This window comes from Parapedobacter indicus (genome assembly GCF_900113765.1).
Classification (GTDB): domain Bacteria; phylum Bacteroidota; class Bacteroidia; order Sphingobacteriales; family Sphingobacteriaceae; genus Parapedobacter; species Parapedobacter indicus.
On record NZ_FOQO01000010.1, the window covers coordinates 44463 to 65128 of the forward strand.

The 20666-nt window shown below is 48.6% G+C and carries 20 protein-coding genes; 12 read left to right on the plus strand and 8 right to left on the minus strand.

The window, feature by feature from the left end; all coding sequences use genetic code 11:
• The first annotated feature begins 211 nt into the window (after positions 1-211).
• The gene (locus BMZ56_RS19135) at positions 212-397 is read left to right on the plus strand and encodes a BF3379 family histone-like protein (protein ID WP_090629460.1); all 186 of its coding nucleotides are present in this window, start codon (positions 212-214) and stop codon (positions 395-397) included.
• 122 nt (positions 398-519) lie between these two features.
• Positions 520-1662 carry a sugar phosphate isomerase/epimerase family protein gene (locus BMZ56_RS19140; RefSeq protein WP_090629925.1) on the plus strand — a complete coding sequence of 381 codons (1143 nt, stop codon included), beginning with the start codon at positions 520-522 and terminating at the stop codon, positions 1660-1662.
• A gap of 1 nt (position 1663) precedes the next feature.
• Here BMZ56_RS19140 and BMZ56_RS19145 read toward each other — a convergent pair whose 3' ends face one another.
• Positions 1664-2305 (minus strand): response regulator transcription factor, encoded by a 642-nt coding sequence (locus BMZ56_RS19145; protein WP_090629462.1) that lies wholly within the window; start codon positions 2303-2305, stop codon positions 1664-1666.
• A gap of 257 nt (positions 2306-2562) precedes the next feature.
• Between BMZ56_RS19145 and mscL the strand changes: the two genes are divergently transcribed.
• Positions 2563-2973, plus strand: coding sequence for a large-conductance mechanosensitive channel protein MscL (mscL, locus tag BMZ56_RS19150; RefSeq protein ID WP_090629465.1), 411 nt, complete (start codon positions 2563-2565; stop codon positions 2971-2973).
• A 32-nt stretch (positions 2974-3005) separates the two neighbouring features.
• On the opposite strand, the gene BMZ56_RS19155 is transcribed toward mscL, so the two are convergent.
• Positions 3006-3887, minus strand: coding sequence for a ChaN family lipoprotein (locus tag BMZ56_RS19155; RefSeq protein ID WP_090629467.1), 882 nt, complete (start codon positions 3885-3887; stop codon positions 3006-3008).
• A 133-nt stretch (positions 3888-4020) separates the two neighbouring features.
• Here BMZ56_RS19155 and rpmH point away from each other — a divergent pair, with 133 nt between their 5' ends.
• From rpmH to tsaB, 4 genes are all read left to right on the plus strand, one after another.
• Complete coding sequence (gene rpmH / locus BMZ56_RS19160) at positions 4021-4179, plus strand: 50S ribosomal protein L34 (RefSeq protein WP_090629470.1); 159 nt, start codon at positions 4021-4023, stop codon at positions 4177-4179.
• A gap of 62 nt (positions 4180-4241) precedes the next feature.
• Positions 4242-4628 carry a ribonuclease P protein component gene (locus tag BMZ56_RS19165; RefSeq protein ID WP_245893316.1) on the plus strand — a complete coding sequence of 129 codons (387 nt, stop codon included), beginning with the start codon at positions 4242-4244 and terminating at the stop codon, positions 4626-4628.
• Complete coding sequence (gene yidD / locus BMZ56_RS19170; RefSeq protein ID WP_090629473.1) at positions 4625-4879, plus strand: membrane protein insertion efficiency factor YidD; 255 nt, start codon at positions 4625-4627, stop codon at positions 4877-4879. Before BMZ56_RS19165 ends, yidD begins: the two co-directional genes overlap by 4 nt.
• A gap of 32 nt (positions 4880-4911) precedes the next feature.
• Positions 4912-5631, plus strand: a complete 720-nt coding sequence (tsaB, locus tag BMZ56_RS19175; RefSeq protein WP_090629474.1) for a tRNA (adenosine(37)-N6)-threonylcarbamoyltransferase complex dimerization subunit type 1 TsaB — start codon at positions 4912-4914, stop codon at positions 5629-5631.
• On the opposite strand, the gene BMZ56_RS19180 is transcribed toward tsaB, so the two are convergent.
• Positions 5609-6511: a magnesium transporter CorA family protein gene (locus tag BMZ56_RS19180; protein WP_090629477.1), complete on the minus strand. Its 903-nt coding sequence runs from the start codon at positions 6509-6511 to the stop codon at positions 5609-5611. The genes tsaB and BMZ56_RS19180 overlap by 23 nt on opposite strands.
• A gap of 144 nt (positions 6512-6655) precedes the next feature.
• On the opposite strand from BMZ56_RS19180, the gene BMZ56_RS19185 reads away from it, so the two are divergent.
• Complete coding sequence (locus tag BMZ56_RS19185) at positions 6656-8152, plus strand: glycoside hydrolase family 130 protein (RefSeq protein WP_090629479.1); 1497 nt, start codon at positions 6656-6658, stop codon at positions 8150-8152.
• Here the strand turns inward: BMZ56_RS19185 and BMZ56_RS19190 are convergent.
• From BMZ56_RS19190 to BMZ56_RS19200, 3 genes are all read right to left on the minus strand, one after another.
• Positions 8141-9238, minus strand: a complete 1098-nt coding sequence (locus BMZ56_RS19190; protein WP_245893314.1) for a glycosyltransferase family 4 protein — start codon at positions 9236-9238, stop codon at positions 8141-8143. The genes BMZ56_RS19185 and BMZ56_RS19190 overlap by 12 nt on opposite strands.
• Positions 9225-10328, minus strand: a complete 1104-nt coding sequence (locus BMZ56_RS19195) for a hypothetical protein (RefSeq protein WP_143072974.1) — start codon at positions 10326-10328, stop codon at positions 9225-9227. The genes BMZ56_RS19190 and BMZ56_RS19195 overlap by 14 nt, the downstream gene beginning before the upstream one ends.
• A gap of 195 nt (positions 10329-10523) precedes the next feature.
• The gene (locus BMZ56_RS19200) at positions 10524-11123 is read right to left on the minus strand and encodes an OmpH/Skp family outer membrane protein (RefSeq protein ID WP_090629932.1); all 600 of its coding nucleotides are present in this window, start codon (positions 11121-11123) and stop codon (positions 10524-10526) included.
• Between the two features lie 273 nt (positions 11124-11396).
• Here BMZ56_RS19200 and gyrB point away from each other — a divergent pair, with 273 nt between their 5' ends.
• Complete coding sequence (gene gyrB / locus BMZ56_RS19205) at positions 11397-13355, plus strand: DNA topoisomerase (ATP-hydrolyzing) subunit B (protein ID WP_090629484.1); 1959 nt, start codon at positions 11397-11399, stop codon at positions 13353-13355.
• Between the two features lie 76 nt (positions 13356-13431).
• Here the strand turns inward: gyrB and BMZ56_RS19210 are convergent, their stop codons facing one another.
• Positions 13432-14322 carry an AraC family transcriptional regulator gene (locus BMZ56_RS19210; RefSeq protein WP_090629485.1) on the minus strand — a complete coding sequence of 297 codons (891 nt, stop codon included), beginning with the start codon at positions 14320-14322 and terminating at the stop codon, positions 13432-13434.
• A 254-nt stretch (positions 14323-14576) separates the two neighbouring features.
• On the opposite strand from BMZ56_RS19210, the gene BMZ56_RS19215 reads away from it, so the two are divergent.
• From BMZ56_RS19215 to BMZ56_RS19225, 3 genes are read left to right on the plus strand one after another with little or no spacing between them, the layout of a single operon-like run.
• Complete coding sequence (locus BMZ56_RS19215; protein ID WP_090629488.1) at positions 14577-16205, plus strand: fucose isomerase; 1629 nt, start codon at positions 14577-14579, stop codon at positions 16203-16205.
• Positions 16202-17881, plus strand: a complete 1680-nt coding sequence (locus BMZ56_RS19220) for a ribulokinase (protein ID WP_090629490.1) — start codon at positions 16202-16204, stop codon at positions 17879-17881. The genes BMZ56_RS19215 and BMZ56_RS19220 overlap by 4 nt, the downstream gene beginning before the upstream one ends.
• Positions 17882-17920: 39 nt before the next feature.
• On the plus strand, positions 17921-19477 hold the full coding sequence (locus BMZ56_RS19225) for a sodium:solute symporter family protein (RefSeq protein ID WP_090629493.1): 1557 nt from the start codon (positions 17921-17923) through the stop codon (positions 19475-19477).
• Between the two features lie 48 nt (positions 19478-19525).
• On the opposite strand, the gene BMZ56_RS19230 is transcribed toward BMZ56_RS19225, so the two are convergent.
• Positions 19526-20395 carry a hypothetical protein gene (locus BMZ56_RS19230; protein ID WP_090629496.1) on the minus strand — a complete coding sequence of 290 codons (870 nt, stop codon included), beginning with the start codon at positions 20393-20395 and terminating at the stop codon, positions 19526-19528.
• Positions 20396-20666 lie beyond the last annotated feature (271 nt).

Consider the following 20666-nt stretch of genomic DNA (forward strand, 5'->3'; position numbering starts at 1 on the left):
AGCTATTTTTGTATTATCTACTTGATTTTCAGTGTGATAGTTGCTTAGAAGACGGTTGTATTCAGCGTGTGTTATGTTGATTGTGGAAAAAAAAGTGCATTTAAAGCCTGTTCTGCGCGTTTTTTTGTTTTTTTTTCCGAAAAAAGATTCTACTTTTAACGCGCTGTAGATTATTAACTTAATTAAATTTAAAACTAAAGGAGTATTTATTATGGCAAGTATTCAAAAATTCAATGAGCTTAAAAGCTTAATCGAGGGGTTAGACGGAGATGCTGACAAATTCTTCAACAAAGGCAACAACGCTGCCGGTACCCGGGTAAGAAAAGGTCTGCAGGACGTGAAGAACCTGGCACAGGCAATCCGTTTGGAGATACAAGACGCAAAGAACGCAAAATAAGCATAATCATTGACGATACGTCAAAGTCTTATTGAGCCCTGGTAACCCCGGGGCTTTTTTTTGTTATCGTCTCCTTTACCATTTCTTCTATTTTTTGTATTATCGCTGCAAAGATGTATACGATGACCAGCAAACGAAACAATCCGATATGGGTAATGAGTTCAGCGTTCGATAAGCTCGGATTGCCTGAACTGATCGAGGCAACACAAGCTATTGGTGCTCAAGGCATCGACTTATGCGTTTTCCGCCGCGACGGGACCCGGCAGGATCATATCGCTACACATTTGGATTATGATTACTTTACGTCGGATACCGCAAAGAAGCTCATCGATGATTTCAATACGGCGGGCTTACGGTTATCGGTAGGTTCTTTCGAAAACCTCATCGGCGGCGATCCTGCTGAGCGTATCAAGAACCAGAATCATTTGCTGAAACTGATCCGGATTGCTCATTTACTGGGCGGTGACGCCAATGACGTGAAAGTAGGGACGTTTGTCGGGTATAATCACGAGCTAGGCGCAGAAGATGGAGGATTCCAGAAGAACCTGGATGAATATCAACGAATTTTTACACCCATTATTTCCTATGCCGAAGACCTTGGGGTGACCGTATTGTATGAAAACTGCCCCATGGAAGGATGGCGCCCTGCCTCGTTTACCACTACGTACAACAATCTGCCGGGCGTGCTGGCAGCTCGCAAGCTCATGTATGCGCTTATTCCTAGTAAAGCACATGGCGAAATCTATGACCCTTCGCACGACGTTTGGCAGCACACTGATCCGGTGGATGTGGTTGCGCAGAGCGATATCTCACGTATCCAACGCATTCATGTGAAAGCCACACGTAATCTCAAAACCCGGGCACGTATCGATTGGGGCGGGATGTATCCCATGCAGTCTGTAGACGCGGATCTGGCTGAAAAGGCAGGTGTCGATGTGCCAAAAAATGATTGGGACCGCCATCATTACGAAGCCATGTTGCCAGGATTTGGAGGGTCGGATAGCATGGATTGGCGGGCATTTGTCGAGCTGCTTTCCAGTAGCGGGTTTACCGGTCCGTATGAAATCGAGAACGAGGCGGGAAATTCAAAAGACACAGGCAATTTGGCAGCCACCATACAGGGGTTCCAAGCAGCCAAAACATTTTTAGCACCTATGCTGTGGGATATGGATACCGAAAAAGGATATCAATATCGCGCTTCCAGCCCATTGTCTCAGCCCAAGCTATCCGATGTGCCAGTAATGACCATCGACAGGCTCTCATAGATTAAACACCGGAATGCAGCCGGAATGTTTCGATCAGTTCAGCAATATTGTCTACCTGTAATTTTTCGAAAATCCGCGTTTTATACGTGCTTACGGTGGAAGTACTGAGATTCAGTGCCTTGGATACTTCCATGATGCCCATGCCCTGTACGAGGTATTTGGCCACATCAACTTCCCGGTTGGAAAGCTTATTCAACGGATTGTCCGCTTTCAAGACAGATTTACCCATCGTGAGGGTATTGTAATACAATTCCCTAACCTCCGGACTCATGTATTTGCCCCGTTGGATCACCGCAAGTATGGCGTCTTTCAGGTCCGCCTTTGACGTGTTTTTGTTCAGGTAACCGGCAGCGCCGGCTTGTAGGTATCGAAGTGCATAGAGCGTTTCGTCATACGAGGAAAATACCAATATTTTAATGTTGGGCTGCACCATTAATACTTTCTCGACCATTTTGATATTATTGCCGCCCGGCATGTTAATGTCAAGGAGCAATAGGTCATATTGCCGTTCCGATAACAAATTGATCATTTCGTCGAAATCTTCGGCCTGGGTTACCTTGGCTAGCGGCAACGCCTCTTTTACGACGATTGATGTGCCCAGCCTAACGATGCCGTGATCATCTGCTATCAGTATCTCTGTCATGTGCAAGTAATGTTTGTCTTAGATGGCACCACCCATATCTGTAGCGCTTGGTTATTCATAAGCAGTGAATGTAACCATTCACATTGTTGCAAATATAGGGTAAAATATATTTGTATTAACCTTTTAGGTTAAATTTAGCGGGCTGGTAATAAAAATATGTTCTAAACGGTTAATTTGAAAAAAAATTTGATTAAACGCCAAAAATGTCCACCTTCGGGTTGAGAAAATAATTAATTAACAAATTAACCTTATTGTTTATGGGATTTTTAAAGGAGTTTAAGGAATTTGCCATGCGTGGAAGCGTGGTCGATCTCGCCGTGGGTGTGGTCATCGGCGGAGCCTTCGGCAAAATCGTTACCTCATTGGTAGATGACATCATCATGCCTCCTATCGGATATCTGACCGGAGGGATCGATTTCTCGCAGATGCGGTATGTTATTCAGCCCGGAAATGAGGCTAGTGGTACGGCCGAGGTAGCAATAACTTACGGTAATTTCATCAACGTTGTGATCCAGTTTATCATTGTCGCCTTTTGTATTTTCTTGGTGATTAAAGGGATCAATGCACTTAAGCGCAAAGAGGAAGAAGTTCCAGCTGCACCACCGGCACCTTCCAATGAGGAAGTGTTGCTGACGGAAATCAGGGACCTACTCAGAACAAAACAGTAATGAACACCATACGGCGCCGCAAGGCGCCTTTTTTAGTAAAATGTTTTGGTTGCGTCAGGGTCGGTGAGAATGATAAATCGTGCTAGGTTACTGAAAGCAGACCAATCTGGATGCGCAAAGGATTCATGTGGGAAACAGGAAATATTGGCTACAACCTTTCGCCGGAGGTAGTTACGTAAATGGGCAACCGTTCCGAGTTGCTCATCGCTGTGAAACCGTCCGTTTATATGAAGAATTTTTTTGACAGCTTTCTTTTTTGCCAGTTTGCTGATCCGATAGGCCATGGTCGCATCCCATAGATTTTGGCTTTGGTATATTTTTAGGTTTCCCATCCCTTCATGACCACCCATCAGGCGTGCGAATTTCTCGAAATAGGCCCCCGACAGCGTGTCTATCGGAAGCGGGGCAAGCAACAACCTGGCAGATTTATCCAGCACGCTGAGACTTTCGAGCCCTTCGCGGGTTACCCGGTTGGTATAACGGCTTGGCGCATTTGCGGCCAATACAGGTATGCCCTGTGCCTTGGCATATTCGACCATCGGGCGGTAGTCTTTATAGTTATTCCACAACACGGCATCTTTCGAAAGGTTACGCTCGGTGATGATATTCGACAAGTACTCATCCAATACCAGTTGGTCATCGCTGACAAACATTTCCATCGAAAGCGCTATTCCGTCGTAGCGCTCATCCATCGCTTTCAGCAGTTCGTATTCCAGTAGATGGGCCACGGAATCGTTATGTTCTTCACCAAAAAACACAACATCCGTAGCCTGCAGTGCATCCGCCAATTGCGGTAACGTGATTTCTTGTTGCGTATGGGTGTCGTAAATGCGATATAACGAACTGTCCACTTGAAAAGAAAGTACCGTTAAAGGCAATAAGCTAATCACGCAGCAGAACATTGATCTGGTCATACTGCGAATATACAGCTTTTCAAACGCTTAGCTCCCTTTGAAAAAATATCAGCGATAAATTTGATATTTATCTGATTAACCCGTACATTTGCGCTCTCATTTTCGAGAGTTATTACTAAAGATATTAAGCGTCATGAAGAGAACATTTCAGCCATCGCTACGGAAAAGAAAGAATAAGCATGGGTTCAGGGAGCGCATGAGCACCGCAAATGGCCGCCGTGTGCTGGCCGCAAGACGGGCGAAAGGCCGCAAACGTCTAACCGTATCGGACGAAAGTCGTCACAAAGCCTAATTTCGCTATTGCCGGTGACTGCTTGCGTCCGGAGCCATCAACCGGTTTCGGATGGGTCATCGATGATGAAAAAGAATACATTTTCAAAAGAAGAACGATTGTGCAGTAAGAGGTTGATCAATAGCCTTTTCCACAAAGGTTCTTCTTTTTTCATTTATCCTTATCGGATCATTTTTCTCCGCGTGGACGAGCTGCAACCTGCTGTCCAGGTATTGCTCTCGGTATCCAAGCGCAGGTTCCGTCATGCAGTGCATCGAAACCTGCTGAAACGACGCATGCGGGAGGCTTATCGCGTTCAGAAAAATGAGCAGCTGTATCCGGCCCTTGAAAATCGGTCTTTCGGATTACTGCTAGCCATACAATACGTGGGAAAGGAAGTGCTTGATTATGCAATTATGTGTAAGCGGATGGCCGACGTGTTGAAAAGATTGGGGGAAGAGACGCAATGAACCCGCTACGATTTGCATGGAAAAAACTGATCCGGCCAGCAGTGGGTGGTATTTTTCTGCTGTTGATCAGGGCATATCAGTTATTAGTATCGCCCATGCTCGGCGCATCCTGCCGGTATACACCTACGTGTTCGCAATACGCTGTGGAAGCTATCCGCAAATATGGCCCCTTTAAAGGCGGATGGCTTGCCGTCAAACGCATAGCCCGCTGTCACCCCTGGGGCGGACACGGGCACGACCCCGTTCCTTAACTCCGCAAAATTCGTTACCTTCGCACTTAGCTATGTCCAACCATCATATCCTTCAGATCGAAACGGCCACCCCAGTATGTTCCGTAGCGTTATCCACCAACGGAGAAACGATAGCATTCCGGGATGTCAACGAGCCCAATATACACGCCTCACGCCTCACTTTACTGATAAGTGAATTGCTCGAAGAGACGGGCCTGGGATTCAAGGACCTCGCAGGCGTAGCTGTTAGTAAAGGTCCAGGATCGTATACGGGATTGCGGATCGGCGTTTCAACGGCCAAGGGATTGTGTTATGCCACAGATTTGCCGCTTATCGGCGTGGATACCTTAGAAGGCATGGTAGCAGGATTTAAGGAGCTTTATCCCGGGGTATGCGCGGGATATGCCCGTCTGTACCCAATGATCGATGCCCGCCGCATGGAAGTGTATCTGGCCATCTATGATCAAACATTGCAGCCGGTTATGCCGGTTTCTGCCGTCGTCATCGACGCGCAATCCTTTAGCACAGAAGAAACTGATCGGAAGATTGTCTTATTTGGCAGTGGTGCAGATAAATTGAAAGGATTGTTCTCCGATAACGATGAGGTACATGTAGTGACCGGTTTTCTGAATTCCGCAAGATTCTTAAGCCACAAAGCCTATCAAGCTTTCTTGGCAGGCGAATTCGTGGATGTAGCTTACTTTGAACCTTACTACCTGAAAGAGTTCGTTACCACGGTACCAAAAAACCTCACAACCAACCCTTTCGCTTAAACCAAAAATAGATTCCAATGGAGAGACCCACCATAAGCAGCATGACAGCAGGATAACCGTAATACCAGGCAAGTTCAGGCATATGCCTGAAATTCATTCCATAAACGCCAACAACGAAGGTTAATGGCATGAAGAATACTGAAAAAATGGTCAGTATACGCATGATTTCATTCGTACGCTGCGAGGCGAGTGAAAAATAGACCGATAGTAGTTGAGCAGTATTCTCCGATAGATTGTCAAAAAAAGTCTGTGTACGTACGTAAAGGTCGCGAAGATCGCGTGTGTACACATCACTCTGCTCTTCCGAGTCGATGTTGTCGACGATTTCGTAAGAAAGCAGCATCACCCGGCGAATCACGTCGATTTTCCGTTTTACAAAGTATAGGCCACGGAGTATTGGAGAGGTTCGTTGGCGTAGAAAAACCCGTTCTTCATAGTAGTCCAGCGACTCGGATAGTTTGAACCCCGGCTTTTCAAACGTGAGGATTGATTCCCGGATCATAGAATTGAGCAGACACATGGTGTTGTTGCATTTGCCGGTATCGATTCGTTTGGTTTTGATCAAGTCAATAAGGTTGCCTTCTGCACGGTGGACGGTGACGATGTAATCGGTGTTAAAGAAGATAGAAATTTTATTGGTCAGCTCCTGTATGGTATCCGCCTCGTGTACGTGGTTGGGGCTGAATACGCGGAAAATAACGAATGTATAATTATCAAACAACTCATACTTGGGCAGGTGGTCGGGTTGCATGCAATCTTTGATGGATGCTTCATGCAATGTGTATTTTCCAGCGACTTCCCGAATTTCATCGTCGGTAGGAGCAGATAAGTCTACCCAGTCGAAGCCGTTTTGTTCTTTAGAAGCCAATAATTGAATCATTGTCAGTCAACGTTAATCGGGCCAAACGCAGGTGGGCCAGATGCCTAATCACCGAATGTCTAAAAAAAACTTGGCTTTTGTGCTATTTTTTCTGATAAAAATCCGTTTTTTGCCCAGTGGAAGCAGAGCCAACAGTTGAAATACATGCCAGTATCAGTAATCAGAAAAGAGAAGATATTTGAACCGGATTCCAGCCGGGTTATTACACGGTTTTTATTTGCAGGCGAGGAACGCGCAAAGCGGTTAATCATGGCGGTAATGGAGCTTCCGGATAGCCAGCAGCGGGAAATACTTGGTCAGGTATTGCGTAAATTTTCAAAGCGCCATCGGAGTATTCAAAGGATATTCGCCAATCATTTCAAGCGTCTGCTGCCCATCCTGGAATTGATGGAAATCGACTATGGCCGATTGCCGGACCATTCGAAACAGCTGATCGGGGCGTATTTCACCATGGAATATTCCATAGAAGCGGCTGCGTTTTTCAATCCTTCCATCATTGAACACCCCGATCAGACTTCGCTTGCGCGCGGTCAGAAGCGTATCATCATCAGTTTCCGGGCAACTGGCGAAGGGCATATTTCATCCATTGTTTTTAGGCAGGGTGTGTTGGAAAATAACATGGATATCGATGTTGAACCTCCCGGCAAGATGCTGGAAGTACCGGAGCACGTAAAAAACCATACGTACCATAAAAAAGCCTTCCTTCGTAAACTGAGGGAAATGTGGAGCGACAGTGGATATCGAAATGACGAAGCGTACGAGATCATCAGCGATCAACTTCATGACACATTTACCTATGAAGAGCTGAAGCAGGCGCTGAAGGAGGTGCAGGTAAAATTGGAACCCCGGCAGGAAAACCTCGCATTCCTGCAAGAAGTCCGTTGGCTGGCCTCTTCCCATTATGAAATGACCTTCTCGGCCGATACTTCGGTATGTGAACGCGTTATCTTTCCGATTGCCGACACAGAAAAGAATGGAATAGAGGATGCCCGGTTTGTCCGGTTTATTGGAGACAAGGGAGCGGTTACGTATTACGCAACCTACACCGCTTACGACGGGATATCCATTCTTCCCAAATTGTTAATGACCAAGGATTTCCGGCACTTTAAAGTGATGCCGCTGCATGGTTACATCGCACAAAACAAAGGCATGGCGTTGTTTCCCCGGAAAATAAACGGCAAGTATGCAATGCTATGCCGGATCGATGGCGTAAATAATTACATCGCCTATTCAGATTCAGTGAATGTATGGCGCGAGGCTAAACTCATTCAAACCCCAAGTCAGCCTTGGGAATTGGTGCAGATGGGCAATTGCGGCTCCCCGCTGGAAACCAAGGCAGGGTGGCTGGTGCTGACCCACGGCGTCGGCCCCATGCGGGAGTATGTACTGGGGGCATCACTGCTGGATTTGGAAAACCCCGAGCGTGAAATCGGTCGGCTCAGACAACCCCTGCTTGCACCTAACCGGAAGGAACGCGAAGGATACGTGCCCAATGTGGTCTATTCCTGCGGTGCCTACATCCACGAGGGGCAGGTAGTTATTCCCTATGCGATGTCGGACTACGCTTCTACGTATGCGGCGGTCGATCTCAATGAATTGCTGGATGCATTGCTCAAAAGTGGCCCATCCTCAATGAGCTAGCACTTGCTTGTACACTTGGATATATTGGTCTACCATTGCATCCTGCGAAAATCGTTCTTTGGCCCATTGGGTGCAGTGCTTTCTGGAAATCGCCGGAAGGTTGTCAAGCAATGGAATGACCTCATCTATATGGGCGGAAAGGAATCCTGTTTTGCCGGGAACGATCAATTCGGACATGGAACCTCGGTTGAACGCAATTACCGGCGTGCCGCACAGCATGGCTTCCGCAACACTTAATCCAAAGGGCTCCTCGAAGGAGATGAGGTGCAGCAATGCGGTTGCATTGCCCAATAACTGGTTGCGATCCGCGGGGCCGACATTGCCAACATATTGGATTTGGCTGCCGTCGAGGTAGGGTGCTACCGCAGTCTCAAAATAACGCTCATCTTGTACGAGCCCCGCAAGGATAAGACGCCTGCTCGAGCGCTTGGCCGCTTCAATGGCCAGGTGTGCCCCTTTTTCCGGATGTATGCGTCCAAAATATAACAGGTAGTCGCTCGGGTGCCCTACGTACTCGAACTGCGAAGTATCAATGCCATTGTATACCGTGGCCAGGTAAGTTAATTCCGGAGACCGATCTGCATTGCTGATGGAGACGTAAGAACACGTGTCATTGTATTTTCTGTAAACCGGGATGATCTTGGGCGACGAAAAACCATGGATTGTCGTCACCATGGGAGTGGGGATCAATCGTGAGAAGGAAAGCGGAAGAAAGTCGAAATGATTATGGATGATGTCAAACTCATGTGCGCTTTCCATTACCTGGCTGATGTGCAGGCATTCCTCCACTTTCGGATCCAAACCTAGGTCTTCCGCATATCCACGGGGAGTGCTGTATCGGAGATGTGCCCCGGTGAGGGAGTTTGCCGTGGCAAATAGCGTTACATCGAATCCACGTTTGATCAATCCTTCAGTGAGCGTAGACGCTACCTGCTCCCAGGGCCCGTATTTACGAGGTGGCGTGCGCCACGCTATAGGAGCTAGTATCGCTATTCTCATCGTCTTCTTTTTCATCAGAAAATAATCTACCATTAGCGGCCTAATGGAACCTGCATTTTCATCGCCTTTCGAATCAGGCGTTGACATGGCAGGTTTCGTTTCGTAATAGATGGTTGGCAGATTTTTCAAAAGTTTGCTGTACAGCAAGGTGCGAGATCAAGTAGGCAAGCGTGCTCTCTGCACCCTGGTTGCGGTTTACGCCATCTCGCTCCAGTCCATCGCCGCATCCCCCGGTCTCAGCGTCATAAAGGCTCATCCGTAGGTCGTTCTCGCCCAGAAACCACATAAAAGCGGTTTGGACCGACCGCAGGTAATGGGGATCTCCTGTATTGGTATAAACTTCGAGAAATAGCAGGACCGTTGCCATGGCATCAACGGGTTGCTGGTCAAACTGGGAGATCATCCCGTCCCGTTTGAACCAACCTTCGTTTCCCACCAAACTCAAGTGACCTCGGCTCATGGTGTGTTTCTCAAGAAAAGCCATGCTTTCAAACCCCACTTGGCGGAACAATGCGTTGTTCAGCAGTTCGCCTGCCCGCAGCATCGCAAGCGGCAATAGCGCGTTGTCATAGGCCAGGAGCGATTCAAACCAGTGCCAGTCGTCGTGGCGGTGTGCTTCGTATTCCCGAAGAAGCCGATGCGCAAGCCGGTGCGTCAATTCCATCATGCCGTCGTCCGTAGAATGGCTTTTAAGGTAGTGGTATAATCCGAAAATGGTATTAGCAATGCTGCGGATGGATTGCAACCGCTCAAATTGGGGAACCGCCTTGAAGAACATCTGGTGGGCCACCCGGAAATAGGCATCTTTGGGCGCTTGAGCCAGGGTATAGCCGATTGCCCAGATTGCCCGGCCAAACGCGTCCTCCGACCCGACGTCGTCTAAGAATTTACGGTCGAAGCTCATGAAATTCCGGAAGGTGCCGTCTTCATTCTGTGCATAGTGGATATAGGCCAGATACGTCGGGATGTAATGCAATGCCGTTTCGTCTTTCATCCTTCGATACGCCATCAATGCCATTAACAGCGCTCGCGCATTGTCATCCAGACAATACCCTTCATGATAGTTGGGGATGCCGTAGGTTGCATGTTGGAAAATACCCGTGCGATCGGTAAGTCGGGCTACATGATCAAGTCGCCAGGGAGGTAACATACTGCGGTCAACTAAGGAATTCTTCATCGGTGAAATCTTTATCTTTTTGGCTATGGTAAACTTACTTGTTATTGTAAAACCTATAAGAACCCAATTAGTTTGGATGGCCCGGTTTTTCCTGCTGCAGTACCCCATAAAAAAAGCCGCCTGGAGGGCGGCCTTTGAAAATTCAGTCATGAATCTCGCGGACTCATACAGATTAGTTGGTGTTTCGTGGCGAATCTACTTTTTTTCTTTAGCGTATTCCGAATTCAACGCAGCGAGCACCTCATCGGTGATTTCCAAACTCTCATCTGCATACAATACCGCGGGATTGGATGTCGAGTAGGTCAATACCAATTTGTATCCATTTTCCTTGGCGTGCTTTTTCAAATATTCGGTGATTCTGGAATAGAGTTTTTCGTTTTCAGAAGCTTCTTCCTGGGCAAACGATGCGCTGGCATTCTGATTGTGGCGTGCCAATTCATCCTGTTTACGCGCCAGCCGCTCTTCGGTGCTTTGCCGGTCGGCTGCGCTCATGGTCGGCGCCTTCTGTTGGTAGTCGGCCACCTCGCGTTGGAACGCGTTGCTCCGCGACTGAAGGTCAGCCTGTGCTTTCTTCGCCTTTTCCTCCAGTTTTACCCGTATATCTTTGAAATATTCGTATTTTTCAAGTAGCGTATCCGCGTTTACATAGACGATTTTTTCAATATTTGCTTGGGTGGAGTCGCCACCGACGGTGGCAGCAGTAGGCTTCGTTCCTTGGTTGTTGCAGGACGCCACAGCAGCTGCCAGCAACACACATATCCCTGCCTTTGCGAAAAAGGCGAATGCATTGTTCATGGTTTTTGTGATCATTTTTCTCATACAAAGCGCAAACCTACTATAAAAATCCCAATTTTCCGCACTAAAAATTACGAAAGATTGACGAAACACCGTTGATACGGAAACGGCTGATAGCTGCCGATTTTCCGATACATGGTTCTTTGCCCGCTGTCTGTGGCAAGTCTTCGGTAATCCGCTGATTCATGTTATCCGTGTACGTAATGGCGTGCCAAATCTATTTCATTTCTCCGACAAATTTTGTATCTTTGGGCACCGAATTTAACAACAGTAATGAGCGAAGAAAACAAGAATAAATCAACCTATACAGCAGATAACATACAGGTATTGGAGGGATTGGAGGCCGTTCGCAAACGGCCTTCCATGTATATCGGTGATACCGGGGTCAAGGGATTACATCACTTGGTATATGAAGTGGTGGATAATTCAATCGACGAGGCGGTTGCCGGTTACTGCGACGATATCCAGGTTATTATTCACAAAGACAACGCAATTACCGTAGAAGATAACGGTCGGGGTATCCCTACCGGCATCAATAAGAAAGAAAACAAGTCGGCGCTGGAGCTTGTAATGACCGTACTCCACGCAGGCGGCAAATTTGACAAAGACACGTATAAAGTTTCCGGCGGTTTGCACGGTGTGGGGGTATCCTGCGTCAACGCGCTGTCTACGGTACTGATAGCAGAAGTGCACAACGAGGGAAAGGTGTTCATGCAGGAATACCGCCAGGGAAAACCGCAATACGATGTGAAGGCGGTAGGAGAGAGTAGTCGCACCGGTACCAAGGTGACGTTTCACCCCGATCCGGAAATTTTTACCACAACCACCGTTTATAACTACGACACCTTGGCCAGCCGCCTCCGGGAATTGGCTTTCCTTAACAAAGGAATACGGCTCACACTCACAGACGAGCGGGAGGAGCAGGCAGATGGGGCGCTGTTGAGTGACGTGTTCTTTTCAGAAGGGGGGCTAAAGGAGTTTGTCAAATACCTCGACGGTACCCGCCAACCGCTCATTCCCGAGCCCATACACGTGGAAGGCATCAAACAGGGAATTCCCGTTGAACTGGCGTTGCAATATAACGACACGTACTCCGAGAATGTGCACTCATACGTAAACAATATTAACACCATCGAAGGCGGTACACACGTAGCCGGTTTCCGTAGGGGGTTGACCCGCACGCTGAAAGCGTATGCAGATAAATCGGGTTTGCTTAAGAATATGAAAGTCGAGATCACGGGCGACGACTTCCGCGAGGGGCTTACCGCAGTGATTTCGGTTAAGGTAGCTGAACCGCAATTCGAAGGCCAGACCAAGACTAAGCTGGGAAATAACGAAGTGATGGGTGCCGTGGATATGGCTGTCGGCGAAATCCTTTCCAATTACCTCGAAGAAAACCCGAAGGAGGCCAAAACCATCGTGCAGAAAGTGATCATCGCTGCGCAGGCGCGGGCGGCGGCACGGAAAGCCCGTGACATGGTGCAACGCAAAAATGTGATGGGCGGAAGCGGTTTGCCCGGAAAATTGGCTGACTGCTCCAACAACGATCCAACCAAATGCGAAATATACTTGGTGGAAGGGGACTCGGCCGGTGGCACGGCCAAGCAGGGCCGTGATCGCGAGTTTCAAGCCATACTGCCGCTTCGTGGTAAAATCCTCAACGTAGAAAAAGCCATGGAGCACAAAATCTACGAAAATGAGGAAATAAAAAATATGTTTACAGCCCTCGGCGTAAGTATCGGTACCGAAGACGACGCCAAGGCATTGAACCTCGATAAACTGCGCTACCACCGGGTGATCATCATGACAGACGCCGATGTGGACGGGTCCCACATTACGACGCTGATTCTTACGTTCTATTTCCGGTATATGAAGGAACTCATTGAAAATGGATATGTGTACATCGCTACACCTCCCTTATATTTAGTTAAGAAAGGGAAGGAGCAGCAGTATGCATGGAACGACGACCAACGGGATGCAGCGATACAACGGCTCAAAGGGGCGGGCAAGGAGGACAGCGTGCACGTACAGCGTTATAAAGGTCTCGGTGAAATGAACGCCGAACAACTTTGGGATACCACGATGAATCCAGAAACCCGAACACTCCGTCAGGTAACCATTGAGAATGCAGCTGAATGTGATCGCATCTTCTCCATGCTCATGGGCGATGAAGTGGCGCCGAGGCGTGAATTTATCGAGCGAAACGCCAAATACGCAAAGATTGATACTTAATAGCTATCAACTGTCAACTATCGGCCGTCTGCCAATAACGACTGCCGATAACTGATAGTTGACTACCGAAAGTCGATCACCCCACGGCAGGTAACTGCCGGTTAAAAAGGTATTTCTTCTTGTATTCCAGCGGAGTCATATCAGTCACTTTCTTAAAGTGACGATAGAAGTTTGATACATTGTTGAATCCGCATTCAAAGCAGATAACTTCTGTGGGCAAGATATCCTCCACCAAAAGTCTGCACGCGTGGCTGATGCGTATTTCTATAAGGAAATCATAAAACGTTTTTTTGGTCATCAGCTTGAAATAACGACAAAATGAAGTAACACTGAGGTTGGCAATCGAAGCAATTTCCTCCAGGCTAATTTCCTTTTTATAATTACTCAACGTATAGGTGCAGACCTTGTTAATACGTACCGCATCGATTTCATTGGATTTATAAAATGCATGAGCTGAAGCCATCGGCGTGTACTCTTCCGATTCCGCGATGGTTTTAAGAATGGACAGGAGGATGATCAATCGTTCCATGTCGGTAGCAACCGTAGCCTTATGCATCAGATCGACTAGCTTATCCCGGCTCCTCCCGTTGAATTTCATCCCTTTACGCGCCTTCTCAAATAATTTGGGAATGAGGTACGTTTCCGGTAAGTTCAGGAAATCCCGGCCCAGGCAGTCGGGAAGAAAATGGATGACAATTGCCTCCACTTTGCGGTCCGGATGGTTTTGATAGTACTCTTCATTGCATTGCCACATATGTGGAAGATTACTGCCCAGCAGCAATACTTCGCCCTCCGAAAAGTTGCCGATATTATCACCGATGAAACGTACACCTTTACCCCGAATAACGTGGTGAAGCTCCAATTCCGGATGGTAATGCCACAGCGATCCAAAGTTTGGCTGCACGTCGTGCCGTGCACTGAATGACGATTGAATCTGAGTCGGTACCTTATGAAAAAGCGGTTTCATAGTTCATAATCATTGTTTTTCCTTTTCTTTCGGCCGGAAAAGGAAGGGTTTATAATTCGTTTGACTCCTCACATGGAATATTTTATTCCCATCGTGAGTACTAAATTATGTAATAGAAAACCGATCTCCAAAGAAATGATAAGATTGTACAATAAGAAGGCAATAAGTTCCAATAATCACCCATCCTTTCACTACATTTTTGTACCGTGCCGATGAGCAAATTTCGGCCACCACTTTTTGTAAACCAATAGACCATGGATAATATCGATAGTAAAAAAGAAATTTGGCTGGTGGCAAGCGGTGATTTGCGACTGGCAGCCAACCAGTTGTGTTGGCAGGCGCAGGAAGCGATGGAGGCGCAGTTGGCCGCAGCGGTAGCAAGGCAGGGCTGGCATCTCAAACGGGCACACGCCTACGACGCTGTGAAACAGCATGGGTTTATTGACTCCCAGCGGATGGGCATTGACGTATTTAAAAATATTCCGCCCGATGCCCCGCTGATTGTCGCCGAAAGTGTGTGGCAGTATACACACCATGTGCTGGCCGGCCTTACCACGCACCGGGGGCCTGTCCTTACGGTGGCCAACTGGAGCGGCCAGTGGCCCGGTTTGGTAGGTATGCTTAATCTGAATGGTTCGCTTATCAAGGCCAATGTATCTTATAGTACCCTATGGAGTGTGGATTTCACCGACGACTTCTTTAACAATGGCCTCTGCGAATGGTTGGAAAAAGGCTCGATCAAGCATGACCTTCGGCATGTGAAACCTTTTGAGCTGGTGAAGATTCCGACTGCCGATGAAGATGCCGGCCGTTCTTTTGCGCGTCGACTCCGTACGGCGAAAGCGATCATGGGCGTTTTCGACGAGGGTTGCATGGGCATGTACAATGCCATTGTGCCCGACGACTTGCTTCATGCCACCGGCCTGTTTAAAGAGCGGCTCAGCCAATCGGCACTCTATGCCCGGATACGCACGGTCGACGATACCGAAGCGGAGGCCGTATTGCAATGGTTGATAGATCGAGGAATGACATTTAAATGGGGTGAAGACGAGGAAACCGAACTCACCCGAAGGCAAACCGTCGATCAGTGCAAAATGTACATTGCCGCTGTACGCATTGCGGCTGAGTTTGGGTGCGATACCATCGGCATCCAATATCAGCAGGGGCTGAAAGATCTGACCGTAGCCAGCGACCTCGTGGAAGGGCTGCTCAATAATCAGGAGCGGCCGCCCGTCTATTCGGAAAACGGAGCGGAGCTTTTTGCCGGAGAAGCAATTCCCCATTTCAACGAAGTGGATGAATGTGCAGGCATCGACGCACTGGTAACATACCGGCTGTGGAGAGAACTGGGAATGAGCGGTGAGAATACCCTGCACGATATCCGCTGGGGCGAACACTATACGGATGGTGACATCGATGATTTTGTGTGGGTATTCCTGATATCTGGAGCGGTACCTGCGTCCCATTTTGAAGAGGGCTATGCATCGGCAAGCAGCTGGCGGCAATCACCTATGTATTTCCGGCTCGGAGGGGGCACGCTACGTGGGGTAAGCAAGCCGGGGCCAATCGTCTGGAGCCGTATCTACGTAAAAGACGGGCGGCTGCAGGCCGATCTCGGCGTAGGCAGGGCGGTAAGCCTACCGGAAGCGGAAACGCAACGGCGGTGGCAGTCGACCTCACCGGAATGGCCCATCATGCATGCGGTGCTTCATGGCGTTGATCGCGATCAACTGATGGCACGTCATGCCGCCAACCACATACACGTGGTGTATGCGCCCGACGAGCAGGCCGCTCACCAAGCCTGCCGCGTCAAGGCTGCTGCACTGGATGAGCTCGGGATCAACGTACATTTCTGTGGCGATGTAAACTGTTCAGGCGAATGAGCAAGGCGGGTGAAAATTGGGTGATCGGACTGGATTTTGGTACCGATTCCGTACGTGCGTTGTTGGTAGATGCCGCCACAGGTGAGGAACAAAAGAGCGCGGTACGTAGCTATCCCCGCTGGAACGACGGACTTTATTGCAATAGCCGGCTGTCACAGTTCCGGCAGCATCCATTAGACCACATCGAGGCGATGGAAGCTGCTATCCGGGAAGTGCTGTCCGGCATTCCGGGCGATACAGTGAGCCGTATTCGCGGGTTATCTGTCGATACGACTGGCTCTACACCCGTTGCGGTAGACCGCAACGGCACACCGTTGGCCTTGCATCCCGAATTTGCGGAAAACCCGAATGCGATGTTCATTCTATGGAAAGACCATACGGCCATTGCCGAAGCCGACGAAATCAATCAGCTCGCGCATCGGTGGGAAACCGATTACACGATGTACTCCGGAGGTAGCTATTCGTCGGAATGGTTTTGGGCCAAAATGCTGCATATCTTCCGTACCGATCCCGAAGTGGCCCAGCACGCTTATTCTTGGATGGAACATTGCGATTGGATACCTCATCTGCTTTGTGGCCACGATGATGTATTAACCATGAAGCGCGGCCGATGTGCGGCGGGCCATAAGGCCCTATGGCACGAAGACTTCGGAGGGCTTCCCTCAGAAGCATTTCTTACGGCATTGGATCCCTGCCTGAAAGATATCCGTAGCCGACTGTACCAGCAAACTTATACCTCAGATATCGCCGTTGGTACGATATCGCCCGAATGGGCCAAGCGCACCGGACTGCCCGAGGACGTCGTTGTCGGTGTAGGTGCAATCGATGCGCACATGGGAGCCGTGGGTGCCGCCATCCGTCCATATTCACTGGTGAAAGTCGTCGGTACCTCAACCTGCGACATGCTGGTGGCACCCGTTGAAAGGCAGGTCAACTCATTGGTAAACGGAATCTGCGGCCAGGTTGATGGTTCTATTGTGCCCGGAATGCTCGGGTTTGAAGCGGGACAATCTGCCTTTGGCGACTTATACCAGTGGTTTGCCCGTTTGGTGACTTATCCCGTCACCACATTGCTTAGCGACTCGCTTAATCAAGAAGAACAACATGGACTCGTCAGTCGCATTTTGGCAACCTTGAACCGAGAGGCCGAAGCACTTCCGGTAACCGACGTAGACGAAGTGGCGCTCGACTGGATCAATGGGCGGCGTACGCCCGATGTCAATCCGGCACTGAACGGCTGGCTCACTGGCATTACCTTGGGAACGGATGCGCCACGTTTATTCAAGGCACTGGTGGAAGCTACAGCATTCGGCTCAAAAGCCATCGTCGATCGTTTTGAGGCAGAAGGTATACCCGTGCGCGAAATCATTGCCACCGGGGGCATTGCAAAAAAATCACCGTATGTGATGCAGGTATTAGCCGACGTGCTGGGACGGCCCATCAGGACCGTAAAAACCGAACAATCCTGCGCTTTGGGGGCGGCGATGTATGCCGCGGTGGTGGCAGGTGTACATCCCTCCATCGATGCCGCTCAGGAAGCCATGTCTTCCGGATTTGAACACGAATTTCGGCCACGCCCGGATCGTGTGGCTGTATATGCAACGCTCTATCAACGCTATCAAACGCTAGGAAGCCTCCAAGAAAAGGCAACATCCTATAGGCAGCCGCAAAAATAGTAGAATGAATTATCTTCCCGAGCGATTATATTTGTTTCCATGAAGAACCTTCCCCTTATTGATATTGCCGTCATTATTGCGTACCTGCTAGCCATGGTGCTGGTTGGCGTGTGGTTTTCACGGAAAAACAAAAGTGCTGATCAATTTACCAAGGCCTCAGGGATGATTCCCGGATGGGCAGTGGGGATATCGTTGTATGCGACGTTTCTCAGTAGTAACACGTTTCTCGGTGTTCCAGGTAAGGCATTTGGTAGTAACTGGAATTCCTTGGTCTTTAGTCTGTCAATGCCCTTGGCCGCTTGGGTGGCCGTGAAATATTTTGTACCGTTTTATCGCACAGCAGGTGGGGTGTCTGCATATACCCATTTGGAACACCGCTTCGGGCCGTGGGCACGTACATATGCAATGGTCTGTTTTCTGTTGACGCAACTTGCGCGCATGGGATCCATTTTTTTTGGAATCGCCCTGAGTCTGCAGGCGCTAACGGGTTACGACATGACGACTATTATGGTAGTAACGGGTATATGCATCGTTGTTTATACGGTACTCGGCGGCATGGAAGCCGTTATTTGGACTGAGGTCGCTCAGGGAATTTTACTAACTTTTGGTGGTTTATTGATTCTATACCTAATCCTTGCCAACGTAGCGGGCGGTGCAGCCGCGGTTCTCGATATCGGGATGGCCGACCAGAAATTCAGTTTAGGCAGTTTTGCCCCGGATTTTGTCGGGTCCTCCTTTTGGGTGATATTACTTTATGGTTTCTTCATCAACCTGAATAACTTCGGAATGGACCAGAATTATGTGCAACGGTATCATACAGCACCTTCAGCCAAGGAAGCTGCAAAATCTGTATGGCTCTGCGTGAAGCTGTATATTCCCATCTCCCTGTTGTTTTTTGTCATCGGCACGGGCTTATATGCTTATTATGATCAACATCCGGAATTAACCGAAACCATCCGATTGCAGGCCGCAGCGGAACGTTTGCCCGTAGGTACGTCTTCCGACGAGATACAGCGGTTTGCATCTACCTTGGTGCCTGCGGACTATGGAGATAAGATTATGCCTCATTTTATGGTTAATATGATACCTGTGGGGTTGCTTGGGCTTGTTATTTCTGCAATTATGGCCGCGGCTATGAGCACCATCAGTTCCGGTATGAATGCTTCCGCTACCGTATTTACCGAGGATATTTATAGGCGATATATACGCCCGGATAGCTCCGGCTCGCAAACGTTACGCGTCTTGTTTGTCGCCACGGCTGTGTTTGGAGTGTTAGGTATCATTACCGGGATAAGTATGATCGGCGTAAAAAGTATTTTGGATGTTTGGTGGGAACTTTCCGGGATCTTCGCCGGCGGCATGCTGGGTTTATTCCTATTAGGGATCATCAGTAAACACGCCCGCAACAGCGATGCAATTATTGCCGTGATCGCGGGAGTATTGGCGATCCTGTGGATGACGTTTTCGTATCTGATACCCGAGCAATACGATTACCTGAAATACCCCTTGCACGCGAATATGATTATTGTGGTGGGTACGTTGGTGATCTCGCTGGTGGGAGCAGGACTGGCTAGGGTTCGGCGCTTTAGGGATTAATCTTCCATTCTTGCTTCGATGTCCATTCGTTGGTATGAAGTAGAACGTTTATTTTTTCTTTTTCGCCATTTTTTCTTTAAATCGTTGGATGTCTTTCAGGATGTTGTTAGTGTTGTTGCCGAACTCAGCAATGTAGCTGGTCGAGATAGCAAAACCCGCTTTTTTTCCCAGGACAGCCATCTCGTCTGTCACGTGGAATGCTTCCAGTATGATGGTGGGATAAAATGCTTTGTCCGTTATCTGTACCCGTCGCCCCGCCCAGTTGGCAGAGAGGTAGCGTAAAGAAAATGTAACGATAACAATGGCACCTTTGGGCAATCGCCGGCTGCTTGACCAATTAATTTCCGCTTGTTGGTCGATGTTTTTGAAATCGAACACCTCTTTGTCAATGATCCGGGCGTATTCCTCAAGGAAGTGAAAAGCAGTGATGGCGATCAGAAAGCTGGGATGGTACCGCACGTAACCCGGTGGATAGTGGATGTCCTTCATTACATTGAAAGAGGGGAGGCTAAATTCGAATCGGCCATTGGGACCTACACTGAAACTTGGCCGCACCGCAACCAGCTTTTCGAATGGTGCAGCCGTGTTAAACGAAAAGCCTTTCAATGGGTCCAGATTGACGTCGTGTAGATTCCGGTCGCCGATATCCCTTTCCGAGGCACGGATGCAGGCTGCCACAGCAGCTGTTAACCTGGCCGCCATTTTGCCGTCAGCTTCCTCATATAAGCCGCTGAAGAAATTACGGAATACTTTTGCCTGTGCACTAGCCAATCCGAATTCCAGGGCGTTCAGCTTAGTGGCATAGGTTTGCTTTACACGGGCCGGGGCGATTTGCAAAACCTGTTTATCGCCCAATTCCCGATAGACGATGTTATTGATTTTACCTCGGATTTTTCCGTTTTTGTCTTGTGTTGCCATAACGTAGATTTTGTTTTTTTGTTTGAAATTCGTAGTTTAGCTAGCTCGTTTAGCCTGATCGTCTTATTTTTTCGCTTCGCTCCCTACCGTATTCGTAATCGGACTATATCTGGTCAGTACCTTCTTCGTCATGAATTAAAAGAGAAGCTGTGGTGTATCCGTGATGAGTCCAGGTATTTGCAGTAAAAAGTCGGACTCACCTCGGACTCATGTCGGACTCACCTTGGATTCACTCCGAAGAAAGTAGCAAGAAAGTACCTGCATGGTATAT